A 21,531-nucleotide genomic window follows, 5' to 3' on the forward strand; every position below is an offset into this window, starting at 1 on the left:
TTGGACGGCATGGAAATATATTTCACCGAAGGCCTTTGCTTACCCTTTGGTTACCAAAATGTATGCTCCCCAATTGTAAGGATTGTCGTCTTCCAGTCTATAAAGTGCTCGGGCATTGAAAAAAGCCTGTTGAGGATTTTCTGTTTCACGCAGTTGCTCGTAAAGCAGGTTCATGAACCGTCTGGCTGCCTGATCGTTGATCTTTACCAAACTGATTAGGACATTGTCGGCACCAGCCACTAAAAAAGCCCGCTGAAGACCAAAAACACCCTCGCCATTTTCAACTGTGCCTAACCCTGTTTCACAAGCGGCCAATACCACAAGACTTGTTTGATCTAACTGCATGTTCATGGCCTCGTAAGCGGTTAGTATTCCGTCATTGGAGCTGCCAACTTGCTTGCTTAAAAATATACCAGAACTATGTAACGGGTCAATATTATCAGGATCATCCTTAAAGAAACCGTGCGTGGCTATGTGCATGACACCCGGATTCTGGAAAGCCTTGACCTGATCCTCTGTAGCCTCAGAGAAATAGTAAGATTCGGTATGCCATTTTCTTACGTCCAAAATTTTGGTAATGTCCTTTGCTTCTTCTTCTGCTCCGGCCAACTGCTTGAGCTGCATATACTCAGTTTGGACATTTGAAAAGTCCGGATTCCCGACAATTCGAGCCTCTTTGATCAGCTTTTTGTCCTCGGTGTATATCAGGTCCTTACCACTTGTAATATTTGTGATGTCGATTTCATCAGCCACATATTTCTGTTGCTGATTATCATAAAGTATAGCCGGATTAAGTTTGTGATAGATGCCATCAGGGGAGAGGTAGACTCGATTTACATCTTTTACATGTTCCTGGATTGGCCCCCAGAATATCCTATGGGTTAACTTATCTTTTACCCCGAATTTGATGGCATTATTGTATAGTTTAAGTCCTTTCTCAAAATCAATTTCCTTATCCCAGGTCACTGCTTCAATCACACTATCTTTTTTGATCACAAAAGCCACATAGTGGGCCTGATCTTCAAATCCCTGATCCAACTCTTGATCCACAATTTTTGCATGGTAGTTACGAAACTGAATGATATCGATCATGGCGGTGCTATCTGGCAAGACCTCACTAATCTCTTTCCAGGTATGGTAAGCACTTCTCTCTTCTTCGAGAAAGACGTGAAAAGTTTGGGCCAATTCCTTCTCCAAATCGATGCAATAGGTTTCCATTTCTCCAATATCCAAACCTTGCCGTTCTCTTTCTTCTTGTGTCAGGAGGTAGGCTTGTGCCAACAAGTATTTTTCTTCTCTCCAGGTGTTGTAAGTCTTGATAATAGCTTCATCGCCGCTGGAAAGAATGATCCTTCGCATTTTTTCTGAAGCATAAAACAACATGCCTTTCGTATTGATAAAATGATTGACCGCATGTACTGCATACTCAGTGTGGACGTAACTGGGCTGAAAAGCTAAAGCACAATACCTTTCAATATTGCTTCGAGTCTCATTGAAATAGAGTTTTCGTTGCTTATCGGTCAGCACAGGAAAAATATCGTGCATGTGATGGATCTCCGCATCGAGGGCGTGATCAAAAGCATCCATAGCAGCAACAGTATCTTCCTGGATGAGATGATAAATGGCCAGGTCATTGACTGTTTTAATGTAGAGTGGGTGATAGCCTCCGAGTGTCTTTAGCCGGATTTGTTTGGCCTGCTTCAATAACCTTTCAGCCATTCCCATGCTACCAAACTGCATATACAAAAGCCCCACATTGCTAAGTGATGTGGCATAGGTGGGATGATTGGTGCCATAGATGGCCCGATCCATGTCCAGGACTTTAGAATACGTATCCAAAGCCCTGTTGAGCTCGCCCCTTATTTTATAGATGCCCGCCAGATTACTCAGGCTTGTTGCATAGTCAGGATTGATACTACCATAAATTTCCTGAAAAGCTTCGGCACTCTCAATGAAGTACTTTTCAGCTTCCTCAAATTTACCTTCGCGCATATAAATGGTACCAAGGTTGTTGAGGAGTTTCGGTTTTACAGTTCTGATATCCTGGTTCTCATCCAGTCCCCTGGCGATATACTTTTCGGCTGATTCCATGTCGTTGAGCCTGTAGTACAAGATGCTCAGGTTGTTGTAAGTCTCTAATTTAAGGAGAGGAGTATCACGGAAAAGGCTATCTTTTCGTTGAAGGTTTTCCAACAGATAGGTCTCCGAATCAGAGAAGTCTCCCAACTCGATCATCAGGGCAGACAATCGATCAATGGCTTTGAGTAGCAATAGCTCCTGATTACCTTCTGCTGATGCAATAGCCTTAAGGAGAATGGTCTCACTTTTGGCCATATCTCCAAAATTCCTGTAAGTGGTTCCCAATTCTATTTGGAGTGCAATTTGAGTTGAGTCTGCTGGTACATTGATAAGACCGATAGCAGTTTCCAGAGCTTCTACGCTTTTTGGAAAGTCGCCCTTTTCCCGGTTGTAAACACCTTTATTGAATAAAAAACCGACTTGCTTATTTTGATCATCGGCATAATGCCTGTTAATAATAGATTCAGCTTTATCTAAATGGTCAGCCGCTTCCTTGAAATTTGCTGACTCTCTGTAGAAAGTAGACAGGTTATAGTAAAGTCCAAGCAAATCCGGATGTGTCTCTGGCTTACTTTTGAGTTCTTCAGTCAGACCACGCTGCAGCGCATCGAGTCCTTTCTTTTTCTCATTGATTTCCCAAAGTGTTAGCCCGATGTTGTTATAAAGAGCGGCAATGCCCAGCTCTGTAACACATCTGCCCGAATCAAGATCTTCCAGTAAGGCGCTGGCATAGAACCTGGCCCTTTCGGGTTCCTCATACTTATAAATGTAGACACTGTCCAACTTTTGCAAACAGGTTTGTGCACTACTCAGTCGAGCTAAACCAAGCACAATCAGTAGAGCTATTGGGCCAATGCTGTGCTTTTTAAATCTCTCCATTATACTCTTTTCCCCTTGTGTTTATCATTATGCTGAAGCTGGATCGGCTAATCAGTTAAATATAATTTAATTGCTGGTTTTACGATGCATTTAATCTATTCTTTCGATGGACTGTAGAGATAAAGAACCAAAAGTTCCTGACTTTGAAGTTGCGATTTTTAAGAATTTGTGTTATCGTGAATAGAAAGAGAGCTAAACCTCTTTTTGCTCATTTGGTTTATCCAAGTCATGAGGGAGCTTGTAGTTCCAGATAAGACTATAAATAACGTCTTTCCTTGCTTGATCTTTTAGATCACCTTCTTTGAATTCATTCAACAGTGCATGAACTCTTAAGCCATCCATGTTTTTTTGAATTTCTTTATCGGCTCTAATCTGTGTACGAAAGAATAGCGCAGCCACTGCTTCTATGACTATTCCAGACACAAGTGGAACGGTAGCTTTGACATAATCAATCTTTTCTGCGTCTCGCAAAATCGTAAAATCCATGATCGTGTAAAGCAGAATCATAAAGCCAAGAGATGCACTTATGATACTGAAATAAAAGGAAATTCGTACTTGATTATTTCTGATCCTATAATATTCTTCTAATATCTTGGCAATAGGGTTATTGTCTTGATCCGGAATGATCAAATCCTTTTTGTCTACTTTGGTGAGCTTGGGCAAGAAAAATAAAAAGCCAGCTATAACAAGGATTGAGACGCCCAAGAATACAAAAAACGCAATTTGATAATCTTTCATTTATTTACTGATTCATTATCGGGATCTTAATTTGATCGCCATAATCATAATTATCACAAGTAAAAAGGAACCTGTAGCCATAGTGATGTACATCAATATCTCCTTGTCTTTACTTTCTGCAGCTAGGTCCTTTTTGGATTGAATTAATTTACCTAAGATGTCATTTTGAGCAACAAATACGCTCGACAAGTCCTCTTCGGTGAGCTCATACAGCCGTTTTAAAATCTCAGGATTCTGATACTCGCTAAATGCGGTCATAATCGCATTCATGTCTTTGTATGCATTGATTTTGTCACGACGATAACTGGTTTTTTCAATAGCAGTAATAGCGGAGTCCAGATGTTGAATAGAAAGTTCCGGCTCGTTTCTTTGCGTATGGGATTTTGCTTTTAGAATATAATAATTTGCCTGTAAGTCAAAGGCATCGTAATCAAAGTTTCCCATCCTGTATTTCATGAGTAAAAGATTGATCTCATCTGAGCTTTCATCATTTTCTTGCTGATCCATTAGAATAGAGGACTTCACCAGATAGTAATCCGAATACGCAGGGTTTTCTTCAGAAATCGAGTTGTTAAATAAAAATGACTCGGCTTTTCTGATGTTTTCTGTAACGCTTAATCGAAGTTCATTACTATCACTTTTTTTGAACAATTCATTTTGAATAAGTGCCTTATTGAGACTCAGAACTATAATTAGATTATTTGCTTCACTGAAATTATCTATTAGCACCTTGCTGTACAACGAGTCAATTTCTTTGTAGATATTTAATGCTAATTCAAAATTGCCCAAATCAGCATGCACTTCAGCCAGTTGTTTGTGTACATCTACAACATTAAGAATGAGATTTAACTGGCTGGAATCAGGAGTAGAATTGCTCTCCAAAAGTGAGTTAATTGAATTATCCGACATGTATATTCTATAGAGATAGAGGGACTGCTGCAGGTCGTTGAGTGCATGAATATAGGTTGAATTCCAAAAATTGAGGTTACCCAAATGGGCATAGGCAACAGCTTTGTATTTGGTGCTACTCAGTTCTTTCATTTTTTTGAGGTAATATTTCCCCCAGTCATAATCTTCCCGATTAGGGTCTAGTTCGAATTTTGCTTGATAGTAATCTCCGGCATACCAATAAAAGTTTCCTTTGGCATCTTCACTTTCACCGTCAAGAACGTCTTCGTCTCGACTTAAGATTCTTTCAATTTCTCCTTCTAAAGATTGCTGAGATACTGAGTCACCGTAACTGTCAAACCATAGATTGATATGTGTTTCCAGCTTTAAAAGAACGGAGTCAATTGGCATGGACTGTATGGGCTTTGCTTCCTGAACCGCGAGTACTGTCAAGCTTGTACAAACAAAAGCCAGGATAAGAAGGGGTTGATTTTTATTCATGAGTCTAGATTTAAAATCTGCGACATCTTAATCGAGCATTACCTAATCTCAGTATTCTGCCTTCTCCGTTGCCGCATTCGAATACGTCTAAAATGTCCAGAGATAAATTGTTGGTATTGAGATTGTCATTCAGGTCCTGAAATTCGACTGATTTGCCATCACTTCTCTGACCTGTAACGACATCACCCGTAAAGTCTTCGGTTAGGCTAATGGTAATGGTTCCGGTGGCATTGAAGATGGGCTGCGCAAAGGTGGTAAAATACTTTAGCGTCAAAGTGGTGGTAGAAAAATTAGCAACATCAAATCTTATGGTAAACAGTGTATAACTAGAAGAAATGTCCTCTAAATCCTCACACTTAAACACTTCATCAACATCCCAATTGCCAATTATATATTGTGCAAAAGATTCTGCTTCAGCCAAAGCCTTGACCGTTTGTTCTTCCACATTATCCAAACATATTGCATTCGTATATTCCGTAATGTTTTGGGTTACCGTTGAAGTGTCGACACTGGATAACACCTCAACTAAATCTTTGGCGAAGAGAAAAATAGAATCTGGTTGGGTCAAAGACACTGAATCAAGCAATTCTGATTGAATACCGTTGAGCAAAGTAGTATCGTATACCCACGGGTCCGAATCCAAATCGACAAGGAATAATGTGTCTGGATGTGAAACAAAAAGACTATCAAAAAGTGAAAGAGTATCGATAGGAAAGATTAAGGTATCTACAAGTAGCAGCGAATCAATCGAATTGAATGTGCTATCTACCTCTTGAGTAGTGAATTCAGTGTCTTCACCAAAAGAATAGGGTGTATCAATACACTTGGGAATTTCTTCAATTGGGTCGCAACCTAGCATAATTGTCACTACGAATAGGAGAAGGATGACCTGGTTATTTTTCACAAGCGTGGTTTATTTAAGTCAATTTATAAATAAACACACCATTATCAAAATAATCTTGATTCTTGTCCTATAACAAATTAATTACCTTGTTGATTATTCATGCTCCTTTAAAAAAGAGCATTTAGAGGCTTTCTGGCAGGTTATTTTATCAAAAATCGGGCTACATGGAAACAGTAAATTAGCTACTTGACAACAAAGCCATGAAGACTTTTTTGTAGATTCGGAAGAACAGTAGACAGGAGCAGTTGATAATTAAAAAACCTCAAATGCAAATAGGCAAGAGACGTTGCTTGTCTTCTTGCCTATCAAATTGAATCAGCTACTTAATAATCAGAAAGTAATTCTTATCGTAGGAGCCAAATGATCACGATAAATGTCTAGTAAAAGGTGGGGCATTTGATTATTGGATACATCGATTTCTTTTATGCGCTTCATCTCAAAAATTTCGTCAGGCAATTCCTCAATTTGGTTATTTCCAAGATAAAGATACTCAAGAGATTTCAAGCTGTTTATTTCTGAAGGGATTTGGCTAAATCGATCACCTTCCAAGTGCAATTCCCGAAGATTAGGCAAACGACTGAGTACAGAAATGTTTTTCTCGAAATCGAAATGTTCATCATTCTCAATGTAGAGAATTTGAAGATTTTCTAATAATGAGAACTCATTAGGTAACTGTACAATTTTGTTCTCGGAAAGCTCCAAAAACTCTAGACTTTTAAGCTCACCAATGGCGGGAGGTAAAGTTTTGAATTTTCCGCCACTAAGATCCAAAACTGTCAGTAGAGGCAATTCACCAAGCACTTGTAAATCTTGTTTCAAGCTTGTTGAATTATTGTACCCTAGATACAAATGTCGCAGGTTTTTGATATTCGAAAACTCTGATGGCAACTTTGTAATTCTGTTTCCTGACAAATCCAGATAAAACAACTCAGCCAGGCGGTCAATGCTTTCAGGCAATACACTGATGTTGTTTTCACTCAGATCGAGATATTTTAAATTGCTTAATTCAAGAATTTCAACCGGAAACTTATTTAGTCCTTGATCACGAAGAGTGAGCCATTGGACACTTTCAGGATTCTCTTTGGCCTCTTCGAGGCTTTCGTAGCGTACGGCACCAGTTTGAGCATCTGCATCAAATAACGTAGATGCAATAAAAAGGAGACTTATTAATAAATTTTTCATCTTAGTTTCTTTTAAGGTTTTCAAATCCAGATTGAGATTCGTTCCGAATCCAATAGGTCAGCTGAACAGACTCGTCACTGTTGAGCCATGAAAGTGATTTATGATACTCTTTCATGAAGAGCTCCTGGTCAAAAGAGACTGCTTCTAAAACTTTCTTGCAGTACTCGAGCATAGTTGTCTTAGTCTTCATCTTGGATGTAGCTTAAATTTTGATTGATAAAGTGATTAAAAATGGAAGGGGGCCGTCAATAGAATTTATATTATCTATTGAATAAGGTTATCATATCTGGAGTGAACAGAATCGAATAAAGCGTGCGTAGGTGCATAACTTGGACTTATTAGCCGCTTGATTCCAAGTGATAGATTGGATAGGGTTATAGGCCTTCCTCAAAGCCTGATGACTTGTTATCGTTTTTCTGCTTAGTTGAGAGTTCTGATTGATTGACTCTCTGGTGTGAATAAACTCAATTTCTGAGGTTACTTCACTTTGCGGTATAGCCACTGGGAAAAAGCGGTCTGCGCAGATCTTCGATGAAATGATCATCAAGATCAATGTAAATGTCATCGCTATGGTAATTGCTTTTTTCATTACCGTAAACAACGGCATTAATCATCTAAAAGATGGCTATCTAATCATAAATATATATTTATATTAATCATATATAGCATAAGTTATATTTATGTATTGACCATAAAGTCTTGATCTCGCCTTCATCGTTTGAGATCATACGGGCTTAGTTTACCACTAGCAAAAAGATTGATCACGTCTAAGAGTTTGTCAGGTTGATCCTCCAGAATCATGGCATGGCTATCAGAAATAGTAATCAGGTGAAAATTAGAGTTGGCAGGTTTCGCTCCCCACCAACTATGATGAAAAAAAGTGCTCCAGTAAGCATTGCCCGGTTCTTTGAATACCTCTTGAGTGAATTGTGGCATAACCACCAGCGTTGGGACCTTCAGTTTCTCATATTCCAGACTTAGGTCAGTGCAGTAGTATTCTAACAGATATCTGACCATTATGGGAATGGGTACGGACGACATTTGATTCCAGTATTTTTGTGCCGTTAAAGTGTCCTTCGAAAATCCCACCGGTGTGAAATTACCTTGATCCCAGGTTTCCTTACTCACTGTCTTAAACCATTTTTGGGCAAGAACTTGCTCAGTATAATAAATGCGACTTTGCAGACTGGTGGGTTCATAGGATGGATAGTTTGCCATGAAACGTGCCATTCCACTTAGAATAACCACCTTATCAATGAGCTCGGGATAGTCAAGTGCTATGCGAAGTGCGATAACGTTACTGTAGGTAAAATAGGACATAAGAATCGGCCGATTCATTTGTTCCCTTTGAATGAGGCCTTTCAGTGCTTGGATTATTCCATTTGTCCAATACAGATCGCTATAGGACGTATTGTTTTTCGGCATAGGTGGTGCCTTTGTATTTCCAAACCCAGGTAGCGTGACCACGTACATGGTATACTCATGTTGTTGAGAGTCGGTCAGTGGTCTAAAAATATTTCCATCAAATCCCCAACCAGCAATCAGGATCATGGGTTGTTTTCCATTGCCTATTTTTTCAACACTGCCCAAACTCCCGTATGGGACGGTTTCATAGTTGTCTGCATGGTTCAAGTTGTTGATCTGACCGAATGAGGTCAGGTGTACACATGTAAACAGAGACAAAAGTGCATTTCTTACCATCTTGATTATTTTTTTGGTAAGCATACATCAAATTCAAGCTTACAAAGGTTCACTCACTGGAGTGGAACCAGATTTAAAGCGAGATGGGGTCATTCCTGTGATTTCCTTGAAATTTCTTAGAAAGGAAGTTTTGTTTCCAAAGCCACAGTCGAATGCAACATGAATGATTTTTGCGTCAGCATACGACTCAGACAGCAATAATTTTTTGGCGTGTGCTACCCGGTACTCATTTACAAATCGGTAGAAATTAGTACGGAGCCCTTCCGATAGTACCTGTGATAGATCAGCCGTACTCACGCCAATACTTTCAGCAAGTATCGTCGGTGACAACTTTTCTTGCAGGTAAGGTTGAATTTCTTCCATACATTTAAGCAGTGACTCCTTGTATTGTTCGATTTGTTCTTTGCTCATAGAGGAGTTGGCATACTTCTCTCTTAACTCAGTCCGAATAATAAGATCAGGGTTTAGAAAACACACATAACCAATTAAGTGAATGAGAATGGTCAGCACCATTAAACTTGCATATGGCCACCACACGGGAAGATCAAACCCGGCGATTGAAGCCATAACGATCAATACGTTGAGGGTTAGATAGCCTATAAATATCAGGGAAATCCATTTTAGTTGATGTCTTTTTTTTGCCGCTGAAGGGCTCTTGATCTCCTCCAAGTATAAAAGTCGATATGACAAAACCAAGAACCAAACAGTGGATATCAGATATATAGCATAACCCAATTGATAAGTGCTAAAAGAGTAAGATTCGTCTGAGCTATTAACGATCAAATGATAAATTTCTAACTTCTTAGTAGCTGAAAGCCAGTAGAAGGGAGCCATGATCACCACTTCATATAGAAAAGGGAAGAGGTGCAAAGCATGTATCATGCGAAAACGCTGGTTTTCCCTTGTATTGAATCTAACGAAGTGATAAAATAGCGGACCGATCAGGAATGTAAGGGGTAAGGTGGCAAAGAGCAAATGCGGAAAAGTGGTAATATCTCCACTTAGATAGACAGTTTGTTCCAATAGATAAAATGAAAACAAACCTAGTAACAGAGAAAACAGGATATTAGCCTGATTTCTAGACCGAAAAAGAATAATAGTCAACAGAAAAAAGCCTTGAAATGCTCCAAACAAGTAAAATAGCTCAACGAACGAATGGTCTTTCATTAGCTTGTTTCAGTATTCTATAAAAATTAGAAGTCAAACTACATCAACATATGATGCAATAGGTTTTGCTCGGTACAACGATTAGACATGAAAAGGGTTTTCTGAATGACAAGTCTAAAAGGATAATAGTGAATCTATTGAATTCTTAAACATCGATAGTTCATCCGATTTGTGTCCAAAGTTCACAGCTGCGATATTCAATATCGTTTTATCATGTCTCAAGGTGGAAACCATGACTCGATCGAGCATAGAGAAGAATTGTTTGATCAATTGATTCAGTGGTTTGGAATATACTTGTTGGCAAGATTCCAGACTACAGAATGGCAAGATTCGTCATACAAGCCTTTCTCATTTCTATCTACATTTGAAATATGGACGATCGTATCAGCAAAGTCATTAATTACGTTGAGAGTAACTTATCTAAAAGGCTAACGCTTAAAGATCTGTCTGCAATCGCATGTATGTCAGCTAGGTACTTTCATCGTGCTTTTAAAAAAGAAACCGGTAAAACACCTTTCAGATTTATCGAAGAGATCAAAATGGATCAGGCGCTGCGATCGATTCTGCTCGGCTCCAAAAAGGTGCATGAACTGACCTTTGAATTAGGATACAGAGATTACGAGACCTTTAGCCGTTCGTTCAAAAAGCATCACCTGATTGCGCCGGATGATCTGAAGGTAATTGCTCAAAAAATACAAGGTCGGGAACAGATCGGTCCTGAAAATCTGATCATTAAAACAATCGAGGTAGAGGACCTGGATGAAATAAAAACGGCACTCGATCATGTCTCCAATAAATTGGACCTTTTGCTCACATTAAAGGAACTTTCAGAAGAGGAGATTAAGCAAGCCAAACTCATTTCAGTAGTTCCTAAAGAGAGTAGCGGAGATAAAGATAATCTGGTCAAAAACAAATTTGTCATCAAAGAAGATAAAGGACTTTGGCAACAACTTTTAAAACACGTGAATGATGGAGACAACTAGTATATCCGTCGCTGCAGCGATAGTCGTAGGCATACTATTTCCCGGGTACGCCTTAATTTATGGAGGAAAAACACATCAATTGCTTTCAATGCATCCTGATAAAAAAGCACATGTCATGCAAGTCACGGCTATTCAGTTGATTGTGTTGGCAGCGATAGCTCTGAGCCCAATATTTTTTGGACAGGATACATTAAATAGTGTTGGATTAGATTTCATCACAAAGCCATTTTGGATACATGGCCTTTTTATTATATCGTTCTTTGGATTATGGCTATTTCACCAGATTAAAGTGACTCCGGAGAGCGCGCGAAAGTTCAAGAGCGAAAATGAACCCATCTCATTTCTGTTTCCAGACACTCACAGAGAATATCAGTATACCATTTTAGTCTCTTTTGTCGCGGGGGTTTGTGAAGAGATTATATACAGGGGGTTTCTACTTTCATTTATGCTTAGCTATATCTCATTGATTCCCGCCATCCTTTTAGCCAATCTTCCATTTGCTTTGGCGCATCTTAGTTCTACCGGACTGAAAAACTCGATGCAGGCCTTCATACTGGCCATGATATTTACAGCGGCCTTTCTGCTAACCGAGTCACTTTGGCTATCCATCTTACTGCATATACTGGTCGATCTTTATGCCACTATTCTTTCTTACAAATCCAATAGTATGATGGATAGTAAAGAGACAGAATAATGTGGTTATATGATGTTTAATCAGGATTTAACGTACGCCATAAGTGTGAACTTCTTCTTGTAGGTGTTGATACCTGAAACAAATGGAATTTATAATAAACTTGCATTATTTTAATAATTATTTTAATAATGTCACTAATAACATCTTGGTATTACAAAAAGCAAATCATACCCTTGCATGATGAATTACAAATTCGTACATTAATTATGGCAGCACGATGAGAGACCTAAGCTCATGAGAAATGCCGTATACAATATTGAATGATCATAAATTCAGAAGAATATGTGATCAAGAAAGATTCAAGAGCATCCATCAGGATCAATTCAGTTTATTGACCAAACGGGAGACAGAGATTATCAATCTTGTGGTTCTGGGATTTAGCAATCCGCAAATAGCCGATCAGCTTTTTATTAGCAGACACACCGTAGAGCAACATAGAAAAAATATCAACAGAAAACTGAAGGTTCATTCAATTCCACAGTTGTTTCAATATGCATTGGCGTTCGATCTGGTATAGGCCAAATGTGCAATTTAACTCATGCTAAGGGGTTTTTTCGACGCATCACTTTCATATGATTTTGGTATGAAAATACCCAAGGTTGGGTATTGAAATTTTTTGGTTAAGTAAATACTTTAGGATTAACCAATTTAGCTAGCAACCATGATAGCAATATTCAGAGGAGGCCTTTTATTGCTCCTTGTAATCAACACTCTTCCCTTACTAATAGCCCAAGAGGCTTCTCAGATGCAACAGTTTTTTGCCATGAACCCAATGATAGAGCGAGATCCGCTTTTTCAGTCGGTTCAAAATAGCATTCAAAATCGGATATCTCGGACGGGTCCTGGGCTTAACGAAGAGGCGTCCATTAGACTACTCAATAAACTTAGGAAGTCAATTAAAAGTATTAGGGCTATTGTGAGTCACAAACCAGGCCAGGCGAGTGGTAAAAATAAATTCGAGTTTAGAGCATATTTTGGTGAGGATACTATTCCGGTTTTGAGTCGAGATTTTCCACTGGATGCTTCCATAGACGCCCAGGGACTTGTAGATTCAATAGCCGACTACAATGAAGTACTGATCAGGGATTTTTTATCAAAGAATTTAAAAAGGCCTACCAATACGTCGTCACCCGAGGAACAACTTATCTTCTTGGCACTAGGAAGAATGGTAGAAGGCTTCACTGAAGAACCTTATGAGCCAAATATGAGTTATGACGCCTTGATTAGTAAGTTAATTCAGGCATACAAGAATGAACTGGAGAAGTATATCGAGATTGTAAAGAGAGAAAGTCAATTCATTGGAAACCTCAGCGCTGATTTGCAAAAAGTCTTGATCGATCGTCTCAACTCCGAACTACAGGTATTTCTCAGTTCTAAAAAGGATCAGTTGACTCAATATTTGAACATAGTAGAAGGTGAATTGGAGGGTTTTAAGGAAAAAGTGAATAATAAACTTATTGCCGCCAATACTGGAATTTCCGTTTCAGGAGCCGAAGGAAATTTAGGAGGTGGGTTATATGCCTCATTAAAAACAAACAGAAGTAGTAAGGGAAGACAATTGGAAATTGGCGTGTATATCAATGGGGCAGGAGAAATGTTTAAGTCCAACCCTGACAGTGTGAAGGTTTCTAAGGACATGTCTAACCCTGCATTGGGAGATACCACGGTAGTCCAGGATGAAAATGTAGAGCAGCCATTCCTATTGGGAGTAGCTTTTAAATACCAGATCAATCCACGTTTCCAGACTAATTTTTTGTTTACTCATCATGTGCTCAGAGGAGATAATATTGATACCAGATCGTCGTATGAAATCGGAGGTGGTGTGCTTTATAATACTCAGGGCAATCTTATCCTTGGACTGGCGGGATTTTATCAATTTCTGGATAAAAGTATTATGGCTGGCGAAGTAGATACTGGGACGGAAGCCAGATCAATGTGGTCCGTAGGCGTCTCATTTCAGAATAGTGTACCAGGCTCACCTATGATTATCATAGGTATAGCCAAGAAGGATAGTGAGGGAGACCCGTCACCCACGATTCAAGTCAGCTATCCATTGAAATTCAATTAAAATGGTGAAATCTCGATTGCGATTTATTTTGCTTTCAGTTCTTGTATTGTTGTGCTCTTTATCCATCGCACAGAAAAAGAAAGTAAATGTGTTAAGTTACTATGCAGTAAATAACTCTATCGACGGCCAACCTAAAATAGACCAGATCAATGTTTTAAGGTTTTACCCTGTGTTTGCGTTTAGAGGCCTTACCCTTGAAGTTATTATCACGCTGTACTATGCTGGAAATGTTTATCGAAGAGAGGCATTGCCTTTTATGAATGGCCTTTATTGGGAGACAAAATTACCAAATTTCGAACTGGGGGAGTCGATCCAGCGCTATGAGGTAGAGACGAAAATAACCCTTGACAGGTTGACAGAGTTTGCAGATAGTTTATCACGCATTCAGACAAGTTATATGCTTCTTCAAAGAAAAATACAAACTGTAGAGAAGAAATTTAAACCAGATAGTCTCAATTACCGATTGGATAAACTACAAAATGGAGTAGACGAGCTAGAAAGAAAAAAAACCTTGCTAGTTGACAGCTTGAAATACTATTTTCTATCTCCTGTTCTTGCCGAAAAGAAATATCTCGGAATTTTGAAAAATGTTGACGCACACTTTAGTCTGTCTCTTGATTCAGTTTCTCGTTCGCTGAATTACAAAAAGCAAACAGATACTCTATACAATTTACTTGGGAAATTTTCAGAGAATTATGCTGAAACCAATAAAACAATAAAATATACTGCTGTAGACGCAGGTCTTACCGAAATTCATAATAGACTGATAGACTCGCTCAAAGTTTTTAGGGAAGCTGATTCTACTATCATTGTCAATGAACTTGAAGAGTTAAAAGCTTCCCAATATAATATTGACGAAAAGGAGGTAGATAAAATTTATCAAAGAACACTCGACAAACTAGCATCTAGGCTGACCAATAATTACGATTCTGTCAAAGGAAGGTATGATGTCTTGAGACCGGGGCCATTCAGGGATGTTCTTTTTAAAAAAAATGAGCTCTTGAATTTAAACATTGCTCCTAACACCGTTCCATTTGATAGCATCGATTCGGTGCTGCGGGGTATCTATGACAGTTGGAGTGAGGACTTTACTAAAAAGAAGAGCTCAGACGCTAATGTCATTTATTCATATTTCAAGACGTTGCAAGACTCAATCAAACACAATAATTATTTAAAGTTCGATAGTCTTAAGAATAAGATTGAAGAATCTCTTTCTAATTTCAATTGTGTCTATGTAAGCAGAAGTGACACTATCGCACATTTGATAAAGGAACTGGAGGGTTTCAAAAAATTGGATATTGACTTGGATAAAACGCTGGTAGCTTTAGTAGCAGGTAAAACTGCAATTGAGGATACTGTTAAGGAAAGACTAATTGTTGAACTGACAGATAAAAAATTTACTGGCATAGGCGTTCAAAAATCTGACATTATTTTAGATCAAGAAAAACTTGCCTGGGCCAAAATCCTCTATAGAAACTACAAGCTCAAAAACCGAGAATTGCCGGCCCTTGATCCGGCTGAGGAATTGGGTGTCTTCCGTCTAAGATATATTCCGTTTCCTGTGATAGGGAATGAACTGGCAGGCCCCTCCAGGCAAGGGTATCCAATACTATTTGAGGCAGGGCTTACCTTCGGAAACCGTACCGTTGTTAGCAATGAACTTTTTGACCCTGCTTTTTCGATTAAAAAGCTCGGAATTGCGATAGTGCTTTCTCCTCGGTTGTTTGCGAATGATGCTGAGGTGTTGGGCATGGCCTTAACCTATGATTTCAATACGTACGCAAGTCTGGGAGTAGGAGCAAACTTTGGTACATTAGCGGGAGATGAGCCCGATCCTTATTTTAGTTTAGGAATAAATCAGAAAATTTTTCAGGCTTTTCTGAAAGGAATGAAAAACGTTTTTAGTCAATCTGAATAGTCATGCGAATTATGTATCTTCTTCCAGTCTTAGCCATTATTTGTATAGGATGTTCAGGTCTTTCCCATCTGAATCAGTTTACAACATTTCAGGAAAACCATTGCTTGAACGGTAAGTTAGATAAGTCTCCTTGTGTCTGGGTGGTTAGAGGTACTTCGATGACCTCTACTGCGAATTATGCCAATATCTACGGAAGTGAAGGTAATACGATTTCCTCTCGCTCAGCTCTTGACTCAATTGCTAAAGGCAATCACACTTCTTTATCCTACCAATCTTATGGATTTATTTCTAGCAGAATAGGCGAAAAATTCGTGAATAAGAAAGAACGTACTTATATAACAAGAAGATTCAAGAAGGCCAAAAGGGGACTGCTTGAAACGCAGTTGATCAGGACTTCACCGGCCGCTCTGGATCCTAAACGATTCAAAATTAAAGTTTCAAAAGACCAGTCGATTCCGAAAAATAAATTACTTAAATGGAATAATAGAAGAAAAGCAAAACGGGTGGATTTCTCTTTGCAAAACATCCGCAAAATGTCTAACGGGTTGTGGCTGAACCATGGTCTGCTAAAGGTCAGGGGTTACAAAAAGGAACCGGTTATTTACGTGCAATTTGAGGATAATCACCAAAACAAAACTTTGGTATTCAAAATAGGAAAGTAAACATTGCCAATGCAACAGGTGTTTGCCGACGCTCTTATCTGATGCTGTAGTTCTCCAATTTAAGTCCTATTTTTTGGTACCCTTCCTTTTATTTCATAACTTATGTCAGCAGCGCTTTGAGATAGGCCTTAACCCTTAACCCTCAAGCCATGAAAGCGCCCGTCCTAACAATTATCACCTATTTTCTTATCGTTTTTCGCTGTTTTGCTCAGGCTGACACCGGAAGTATGAAAACCCACTTTATTGATGTTGGTCAGGGAAGCGCAACACTCCTTGAATTTAGTTGTGGCGTCGTATTGATCGATGCTGGTGGAGAAAACAATTCAGTCGTAGATTCGGAAGAGCGTCTTAAAGATTATCTCCAGAACTTTTTTTCGGAACGCAATGATCTGAATAATACTATCGATCTATTCGTTTTGACACATGCTCACCTCGACCATACCCTGGGCGCCAAATATGTTTTTGATAGCTATACGGTCAATAATGTGATTACAAATGGAAAGACATATGGATCAGGTATGAAAAATCAAAATGCCATTCAAGATGCCATTAAAGATCTGGCTTCCAATGCCAATACGTCTGACGACATCGGATATCACGAGGCCATTGCCGACAATATTGGAGCATCGGGAATCACAAATGATATCATCGACCCACTAGACTGCAGTAATGGAGATCCGCAAATAAAGCTCTTTTGGGGGACTATGATCAACCAACAAGATCTAAGTAACTCGGCATATACCAATGGAAACAATCATTCGGTAGTGATGAAAGTGTCCTACGGCCAATCAGCTATTCTGATCACTGGAGATTTGGAAGAAGATGCATTAGACCTGCTGGTCGATAAGCATGCTGTAAGTATCGATGCTGATCTCTATGTGGCTGGCCATCACGCTTCCAAAAACGGTACGACGAAGCGCCTTTTAGAGGCCGTGACTCCAAAAATTGCAGTCATGTCTTTCGGTGATTTAAGAGTAACCAAAGAATGGACCGCCTGGGCTTACGGACATCCCAATGCGGACATTGTAGAAATGCTGCGAAATAGCGTATCAGATACCAGGGCAGAGAAGGAGGTATGGGTAGGCGACGGAGCAAAAAACTTTTATCCCATTGAAGTGGACAAGGCCATATATGGAACCGGGTGGGATGGTGGCATTGTATTCGATGCCTCGTTCGACGGTACATGGAGCGCTCCCATTCTGACAGAAACTAAGTTCCGAACCAGAAAGATACTTATCAGTGTGAACACAGCCTCTCAATACGAATTAGAAAAACTTCCAGGCATCGGACCAACTAAAGCACTGGCTATCATTGAATACCGAAGAGCAAATGGATCATTTTCGACATTAAATGATCTGGACAATGTTCCGGGCATAGGCCAAAGTAGCCTTAATCAGATTAAAGATTTGATTAGGTTTTAATCATAAGTATAGCCTGATTTCTGATGATTCACCGTGGCACAGTAGGCAACTGGATGGCTCCAAATTAGGGATATGTTTTTTTGATTATTTTCGTATGATTTTATCCATTTGGAGTTTCATCACATATCTATGCGCACCATTCTAAATTTTGCTTTCTGCCTGCTATTTTGTTGTCTGAGTGCTATTGCTTATAGCCAAGGTAGGGATCAAAAACCCAAGAGTTCGGCCTATTATATCAATACTCTCAAAAATTCGAAAGACTCTCTATATGCCAGGATATTATTGGAATTCGACAACTACTTCAAGCAACACCCAAATGATGTAGATGCAAGGATAGAAAAGTGTATCGTCATCAATCAGGCCTACTACGACGAATACGACGGATACAGTTCGAACTATGAGGAATTTGAAATCTGTTTGAATGATCTTATTCAAGATTTTCCTGAAAACGAGAAGGTGCTCCTTTATAAACTCGAGCAATTATATGGTGATTCTGTGATTACTTTTTGTCAGAAGATTATAGACAAAAATCAACTAAAACCTGGTCAATGGGCTGATTACCAACTGGCCAAGGTTTACGAAAAACTAGCACATCAGTATAGCTATGAAGAGGGAGAGATATTGAAGGTGATCACTCATGCAGAAAAGGCCGAAGAACTCAATGATTCCCTGGATTTGAGCTTGCTACTGGCCCAACAGTTTATGGCGAAGAATAGATATGATCTGGCCAAACAGCAGTTGTTTAGAAGTCTCGATTCTCTCGACGAAACCTGGGAGTCAACGACTAAAGGAAATCTGTTACTCAAACTAGGTGAGCCTGATAAGGCACTTCAAGCCTATGATTTCGTAAAAGATGATACCACTGCCTGGATTGATAATGGCATGGTGGCCAGAGCTTTAATAGAAAACGGAAAACCTCAGGAGGCTCGGGAATTTTTTTTAAAGGACCTGGAAGTGTCCTATGGGTCGTCAGCAACTCTGCATGAATTGTTTGCTTATGATTATAAACATAGCCCAGCTGATACAGCTCTGGCTACCTATAATCGGTTGAATACCTCCAACTTTCTAAATGATGCTCTTGGCAAATATCGCCTGATGATGATTTTTAAGTCTCCGTTGAGCGGTTGGGAAATCACAGATGCTTTAAAACTTCTGATCTTGGTCATTATTGTAGTTGTGTTGCTCGTATTGCCATATCTCTGGGTTTTACCATTACATTATCTGTCAGATCATTTCAAATGGAAAGAGTTGAATTCTTCCTTAAATGCATCCCGCTGGGGACTTCGTGATTTTTGGATCATTTGCTCGGCCGCCTTGTTATTGGAATTTTTAACGAGTCTCGTGTTCAACTATGAAGGATTGATCTCATACTTTTTGAATGACTTATACATCGATGAAGTAGTCCGTATAAGTTTGGATACTGCCAATACAGGCCTGTTTTATTTTATTGGGATGCTTGTCCTTGTCCTGATGTTTATCAGGAAGAATGATTATCGCTATTTGTTGGCGGAAAAATGGTCCATGCAAAAGGGAATATTGACAGGGGTGGGATTGGCGTTTCTTCTAAGAGTTGTATATTTTTCGATGGTCAAAGTAGGACTACTTCCTAACGTCAGCACCTCAGTTATAACTTCGATTCAGGACTATTTCACCTCGATCAGCACTTATTATCATTCGTATTTGAGTTTCCTGCTCATTGTGGTGCTTATTCCTTTTTATGAGGAGTATTTGTTCAGAGGAATTGCCCTCAATGCCATGGAGAAGCGTATTAAGTTTATTGCAGCCAATATGATTCAGTCTACGGTCTTTGCACTACTTCATGACAACCTGAACCTCTTCATATTCTATTTCACTTTCGGAATGATTGCCGGTCTATTGATAAGAAGGTCCAACAGCATAGCACCAAGTATTGCTTTTCATATGACTAACAATCTATTTGCGTTTATAGCCATGTCGCGACTGGGTTGATAAAATCTTCTCAACGCATGCTATGCAAGCCAGTTCATGCTTTACCTATTGTTGGTAAATGAGTTTTCCTCGCAAATACGTTTCTAGAACCCGGGTTTTACTGATTCGATTAGGTTGAATGTCGATGATGTTTTGGTCCAAAACGATAAAATCTGCTTCCTTTCCCACTTCTAAAGAACCTACCTGATCTTCCTGTCTCATCACATAGGCGCCATTGATCGTATAGGCTTTGATGGCATCGGAAAGAGCTAATTCCTGTGGGGTCCTGGTGACTGCATTTTGCATACCTACAAAAGGGTTCAGCGTACTGACGTCCCAATCACTGCTGAGCGTAATTCTAGCTTTGGCGTTTTTTATACTTTTTATAGGAATGAAATTGTCATTGAGAGATGGGTTCACCAATGCATCACTTGCATGCCAGGAGTCCGGATTGGTATAGTCTCCAGCCACCTGGGCATCTGCTGTGACGTTGAGCTGGCTAAATCGATCATAATCAGTAGGGGATACATACTCTACGTGAGTCAGTCTATGCCTTCCACTGCCAGTACCAACTTGCTCGATCGCATTTAATGCTTCAGTCACCCCGCGATCACCAATGGTATGCATATGAAAATCAAATCCAATAGGCTCCAATGCTGAAATATACTGAGCGATGCGGTCCTGGCTGATATAATTCAACCCATTGTTAGTCGGGTGGTTGAATATATCAACCAAATAATTATCATGCATGGCGGCCGTGGTATTAGTGGTAATGCCGTCAGAATACAATTTTATTTGATTTATTTTCAGTAGCGAATTGGGATCGTTAGAGAATAAGGATTGGAGCGTACTTATTTGTGAAGCGTCCTCTTCCTCCGGATAAACCCACAGTCCCAGATTGACCCGTGCGGTCAATTGATTATTTTCTTCCACTCGTTTCCAGGTTAAATGCTGATTCCTTTTCCAGAAAGTCCGAGCGTCGCAGGTAGAAGTGATTCCGTTGCTGGCCAGTTCGGGAAGTCCATATTCTAGTAGTCCAAAGTAGTCATTGTCCTCGCGGTTTTCAAAAGTGGCAAATGCCAACTCCAGCAACAGATCTCCGGCATTGTCCATCAGCAACCCATTGGGCTGCCCATTCTCATCTTTCATGATGACACCTCCAGCTGGATCAGGTGAATCGGCATCGATTCCCGCAAGGGCCAAAGCTTTGGAATTGGCCCAGACAGTATGTCCCGAGAGTGCCAGAATCGCGATGGCCTTCGTCGTTGAGATGTCGTTAAGGATAGCCAGGGGAGACCTGACACCTTCACTATAAAAGATATAAGTTTCGAAACCTGCACCGACCACCCATTCAGAATTTGAGTTTTGACGTACGGCATTTCGTATCTCTGATGCATAGTTTTCTGGATTCGTTTCAACGGCCTCCAGAGTAAAGTGCACGTTGCGTGTGCCGGCCTCCAACGGATGCGTATGCACATCGTGAATGCCTGGCATCACCATTCTGTTTTCTAAATCAATGGTGGTTGCACTTGATGTCGCTTCCTGCTGAATTTCTTCATTGGTGCCGATAGCTACGATTACACCTTTTTTGACCAGCATGGCCTCGGCCCAGAGTTGGTTGTCATTTACGGTGTATATTTTTCCGTTCACATAAGCCTCTTCTACACTTGGACCCGGCTGAATTGCATCATCTTTGCAAGACGAAAGGATCATTAAAATGGAAAGTGTTATTAATTTCATTTGATTCATTTTTCTGGAATTTACTTGATCAGTCCTTTGCAAAACCGTCTATTCGAGGA

Annotated in this window: 18 protein-coding genes; 9 read left to right on the forward strand and 9 right to left on the reverse strand. The window is 39.7% G+C overall.

Annotated features, from left to right (window positions below):
• Positions 1–39: 39 nt before the first annotated feature.
• The 8 genes from ABJD64_RS09820 to ABJD64_RS09855 all read right to left on the reverse strand — a co-directional run bounded on the left by ABJD64_RS09820 (position 40) and on the right by ABJD64_RS09855 (position 10,039).
• Complete coding sequence (locus ABJD64_RS09820; RefSeq protein ID WP_348178208.1) at positions 40–2,958, reverse strand: CHAT domain-containing protein; 2,919 nt, start codon at positions 2,956–2,958, stop codon at positions 40–42.
• A gap of 192 nt (positions 2,959–3,150) precedes the next feature.
• Positions 3,151–3,696: a hypothetical protein gene (locus ABJD64_RS09825; protein ID WP_348178210.1), complete on the reverse strand. Its 546-nt coding sequence runs from the start codon at positions 3,694–3,696 to the stop codon at positions 3,151–3,153.
• Positions 3,697–3,711: 15 nt separating this feature from the next.
• On the reverse strand, positions 3,712–5,085 hold the full coding sequence (locus tag ABJD64_RS09830; protein ID WP_348178212.1) for a hypothetical protein: 1,374 nt from the start codon (positions 5,083–5,085) through the stop codon (positions 3,712–3,714).
• A 10-nt stretch (positions 5,086–5,095) separates the two neighbouring features.
• Positions 5,096–5,989, reverse strand: a complete 894-nt coding sequence (locus tag ABJD64_RS09835; RefSeq protein WP_348178214.1) for a hypothetical protein — start codon at positions 5,987–5,989, stop codon at positions 5,096–5,098.
• Between the two features lie 330 nt (positions 5,990–6,319).
• On the reverse strand, positions 6,320–7,171 hold the full coding sequence (locus ABJD64_RS09840; RefSeq protein WP_348178216.1) for a leucine-rich repeat domain-containing protein: 852 nt from the start codon (positions 7,169–7,171) through the stop codon (positions 6,320–6,322).
• A gap of 1 nt (position 7,172) precedes the next feature.
• Positions 7,173–7,361, reverse strand: a complete 189-nt coding sequence (locus ABJD64_RS09845; RefSeq protein WP_348178218.1) for a hypothetical protein — start codon at positions 7,359–7,361, stop codon at positions 7,173–7,175.
• Between the two features lie 521 nt (positions 7,362–7,882).
• Complete coding sequence (locus ABJD64_RS09850; protein ID WP_348178220.1) at positions 7,883–8,872, reverse strand: alpha/beta hydrolase; 990 nt, start codon at positions 8,870–8,872, stop codon at positions 7,883–7,885.
• Between the two features lie 39 nt (positions 8,873–8,911).
• Entirely contained in the window at positions 8,912–10,039 is a 1,128-nt protein-coding gene (locus ABJD64_RS09855; RefSeq protein WP_348178222.1) for a helix-turn-helix domain-containing protein, read from the reverse strand.
• Positions 10,040–10,252: 213 nt separating this feature from the next.
• Here ABJD64_RS09855 and ABJD64_RS09860 point away from each other — a divergent pair, with 213 nt between their 5' ends.
• From ABJD64_RS09860 to ABJD64_RS09900, 9 genes are all read left to right on the forward strand, one after another.
• Entirely contained in the window at positions 10,253–10,471 is a 219-nt protein-coding gene (locus tag ABJD64_RS09860) for a hypothetical protein (protein WP_348179493.1), read from the forward strand.
• A complete protein-coding gene (locus ABJD64_RS09865; RefSeq protein WP_348178224.1) occupies positions 10,411–11,022 on the forward strand; it encodes an AraC family transcriptional regulator in 612 nt (203 codons plus the stop codon). Before ABJD64_RS09860 ends, ABJD64_RS09865 begins: the two co-directional genes overlap by 61 nt.
• The gene (locus ABJD64_RS09870; protein ID WP_348178225.1) at positions 11,006–11,716 is read left to right on the forward strand and encodes a type II CAAX endopeptidase family protein; all 711 of its coding nucleotides are present in this window, start codon (positions 11,006–11,008) and stop codon (positions 11,714–11,716) included. Before ABJD64_RS09865 ends, ABJD64_RS09870 begins: the two co-directional genes overlap by 17 nt.
• Positions 11,717–11,957: 241 nt before the next feature.
• Positions 11,958–12,233, forward strand: coding sequence for a helix-turn-helix transcriptional regulator (locus tag ABJD64_RS09875; RefSeq protein ID WP_348178227.1), 276 nt, complete (start codon positions 11,958–11,960; stop codon positions 12,231–12,233).
• 144 nt (positions 12,234–12,377) lie between these two features.
• On the forward strand, positions 12,378–13,784 hold the full coding sequence (locus ABJD64_RS09880; RefSeq protein WP_348178229.1) for a hypothetical protein: 1,407 nt from the start codon (positions 12,378–12,380) through the stop codon (positions 13,782–13,784).
• 1 nt (position 13,785) lies between these two features.
• Positions 13,786–15,702, forward strand: coding sequence for a hypothetical protein (locus ABJD64_RS09885; RefSeq protein WP_348178231.1), 1,917 nt, complete (start codon positions 13,786–13,788; stop codon positions 15,700–15,702).
• Between the two features lie 2 nt (positions 15,703–15,704).
• A complete protein-coding gene (locus tag ABJD64_RS09890) occupies positions 15,705–16,364 on the forward strand; it encodes a hypothetical protein (RefSeq protein ID WP_348178233.1) in 660 nt (219 codons plus the stop codon).
• Between the two features lie 149 nt (positions 16,365–16,513).
• Positions 16,514–17,785, forward strand: a complete 1,272-nt coding sequence (locus tag ABJD64_RS09895) for a helix-hairpin-helix domain-containing protein (RefSeq protein ID WP_348178235.1) — start codon at positions 16,514–16,516, stop codon at positions 17,783–17,785.
• Positions 17,786–17,914: 129 nt separating this feature from the next.
• Positions 17,915–19,753, forward strand: coding sequence for a CPBP family glutamic-type intramembrane protease (locus ABJD64_RS09900; RefSeq protein WP_348178237.1), 1,839 nt, complete (start codon positions 17,915–17,917; stop codon positions 19,751–19,753).
• A 45-nt stretch (positions 19,754–19,798) separates the two neighbouring features.
• Here ABJD64_RS09900 and ABJD64_RS09905 read toward each other — a convergent pair whose 3' ends face one another.
• Positions 19,799–21,472 carry an amidohydrolase gene (locus ABJD64_RS09905; protein ID WP_348178239.1) on the reverse strand — a complete coding sequence of 558 codons (1,674 nt, stop codon included), beginning with the start codon at positions 21,470–21,472 and terminating at the stop codon, positions 19,799–19,801.
• Between the last annotated feature and the right edge of the window lie 59 nt (positions 21,473–21,531).

It is taken from the genome of Reichenbachiella sp., from assembly GCF_039944555.1.
GTDB lineage: Bacteria > Bacteroidota > Bacteroidia > Cytophagales > Cyclobacteriaceae > Reichenbachiella.

Excerpts from the sequence above, each read along its gene's own strand:
- ABJD64_RS09850 (WP_348178220.1), bottom strand. The coding sequence starts at position 8,872 with ATGGTAAGAAATGCACTTTTGTCTCTGTTTACATGTGTACACCTGACC.
- ABJD64_RS09825 (WP_348178210.1), bottom strand. The coding sequence starts at position 3,696 with ATGAAAGATTATCAAATTGCGTTTTTTGTATTCTTGGGCGTCTCAATC.
- ABJD64_RS09900 (WP_348178237.1), top strand. The coding sequence starts at position 17,915 with ATGCGCACCATTCTAAATTTTGCTTTCTGCCTGCTATTTTGTTGTCTG.
- ABJD64_RS09865 (WP_348178224.1), top strand. The coding sequence starts at position 10,411 with ATGGACGATCGTATCAGCAAAGTCATTAATTACGTTGAGAGTAACTTA.
- ABJD64_RS09895 (WP_348178235.1), top strand. The coding sequence starts at position 16,514 with ATGAAAGCGCCCGTCCTAACAATTATCACCTATTTTCTTATCGTTTTT.
- ABJD64_RS09905 (WP_348178239.1), bottom strand. The coding sequence starts at position 21,472 with ATGAAATTAATAACACTTTCCATTTTAATGATCCTTTCGTCTTGCAAA.
- ABJD64_RS09840 (WP_348178216.1), bottom strand. The coding sequence starts at position 7,171 with ATGAAAAATTTATTAATAAGTCTCCTTTTTATTGCATCTACGTTATTT.
- ABJD64_RS09845 (WP_348178218.1), bottom strand. The coding sequence starts at position 7,361 with ATGAAGACTAAGACAACTATGCTCGAGTACTGCAAGAAAGTTTTAGAA.
- ABJD64_RS09885 (WP_348178231.1), top strand. The coding sequence starts at position 13,786 with ATGGTGAAATCTCGATTGCGATTTATTTTGCTTTCAGTTCTTGTATTG.
- ABJD64_RS09875 (WP_348178227.1), top strand. The coding sequence starts at position 11,958 with ATGCCGTATACAATATTGAATGATCATAAATTCAGAAGAATATGTGAT.
- ABJD64_RS09820 (WP_348178208.1), bottom strand. The coding sequence starts at position 2,958 with ATGGAGAGATTTAAAAAGCACAGCATTGGCCCAATAGCTCTACTGATT.
- ABJD64_RS09860 (WP_348179493.1), top strand. The coding sequence starts at position 10,253 with ATGTCTCAAGGTGGAAACCATGACTCGATCGAGCATAGAGAAGAATTG.
- ABJD64_RS09855 (WP_348178222.1), bottom strand. The coding sequence starts at position 10,039 with ATGAAAGACCATTCGTTCGTTGAGCTATTTTACTTGTTTGGAGCATTT.
- ABJD64_RS09890 (WP_348178233.1), top strand. The coding sequence starts at position 15,705 with ATGCGAATTATGTATCTTCTTCCAGTCTTAGCCATTATTTGTATAGGA.
- ABJD64_RS09870 (WP_348178225.1), top strand. The coding sequence starts at position 11,006 with ATGATGGAGACAACTAGTATATCCGTCGCTGCAGCGATAGTCGTAGGC.
- ABJD64_RS09830 (WP_348178212.1), bottom strand. The coding sequence starts at position 5,085 with ATGAATAAAAATCAACCCCTTCTTATCCTGGCTTTTGTTTGTACAAGC.
- ABJD64_RS09880 (WP_348178229.1), top strand. The coding sequence starts at position 12,378 with ATGATAGCAATATTCAGAGGAGGCCTTTTATTGCTCCTTGTAATCAAC.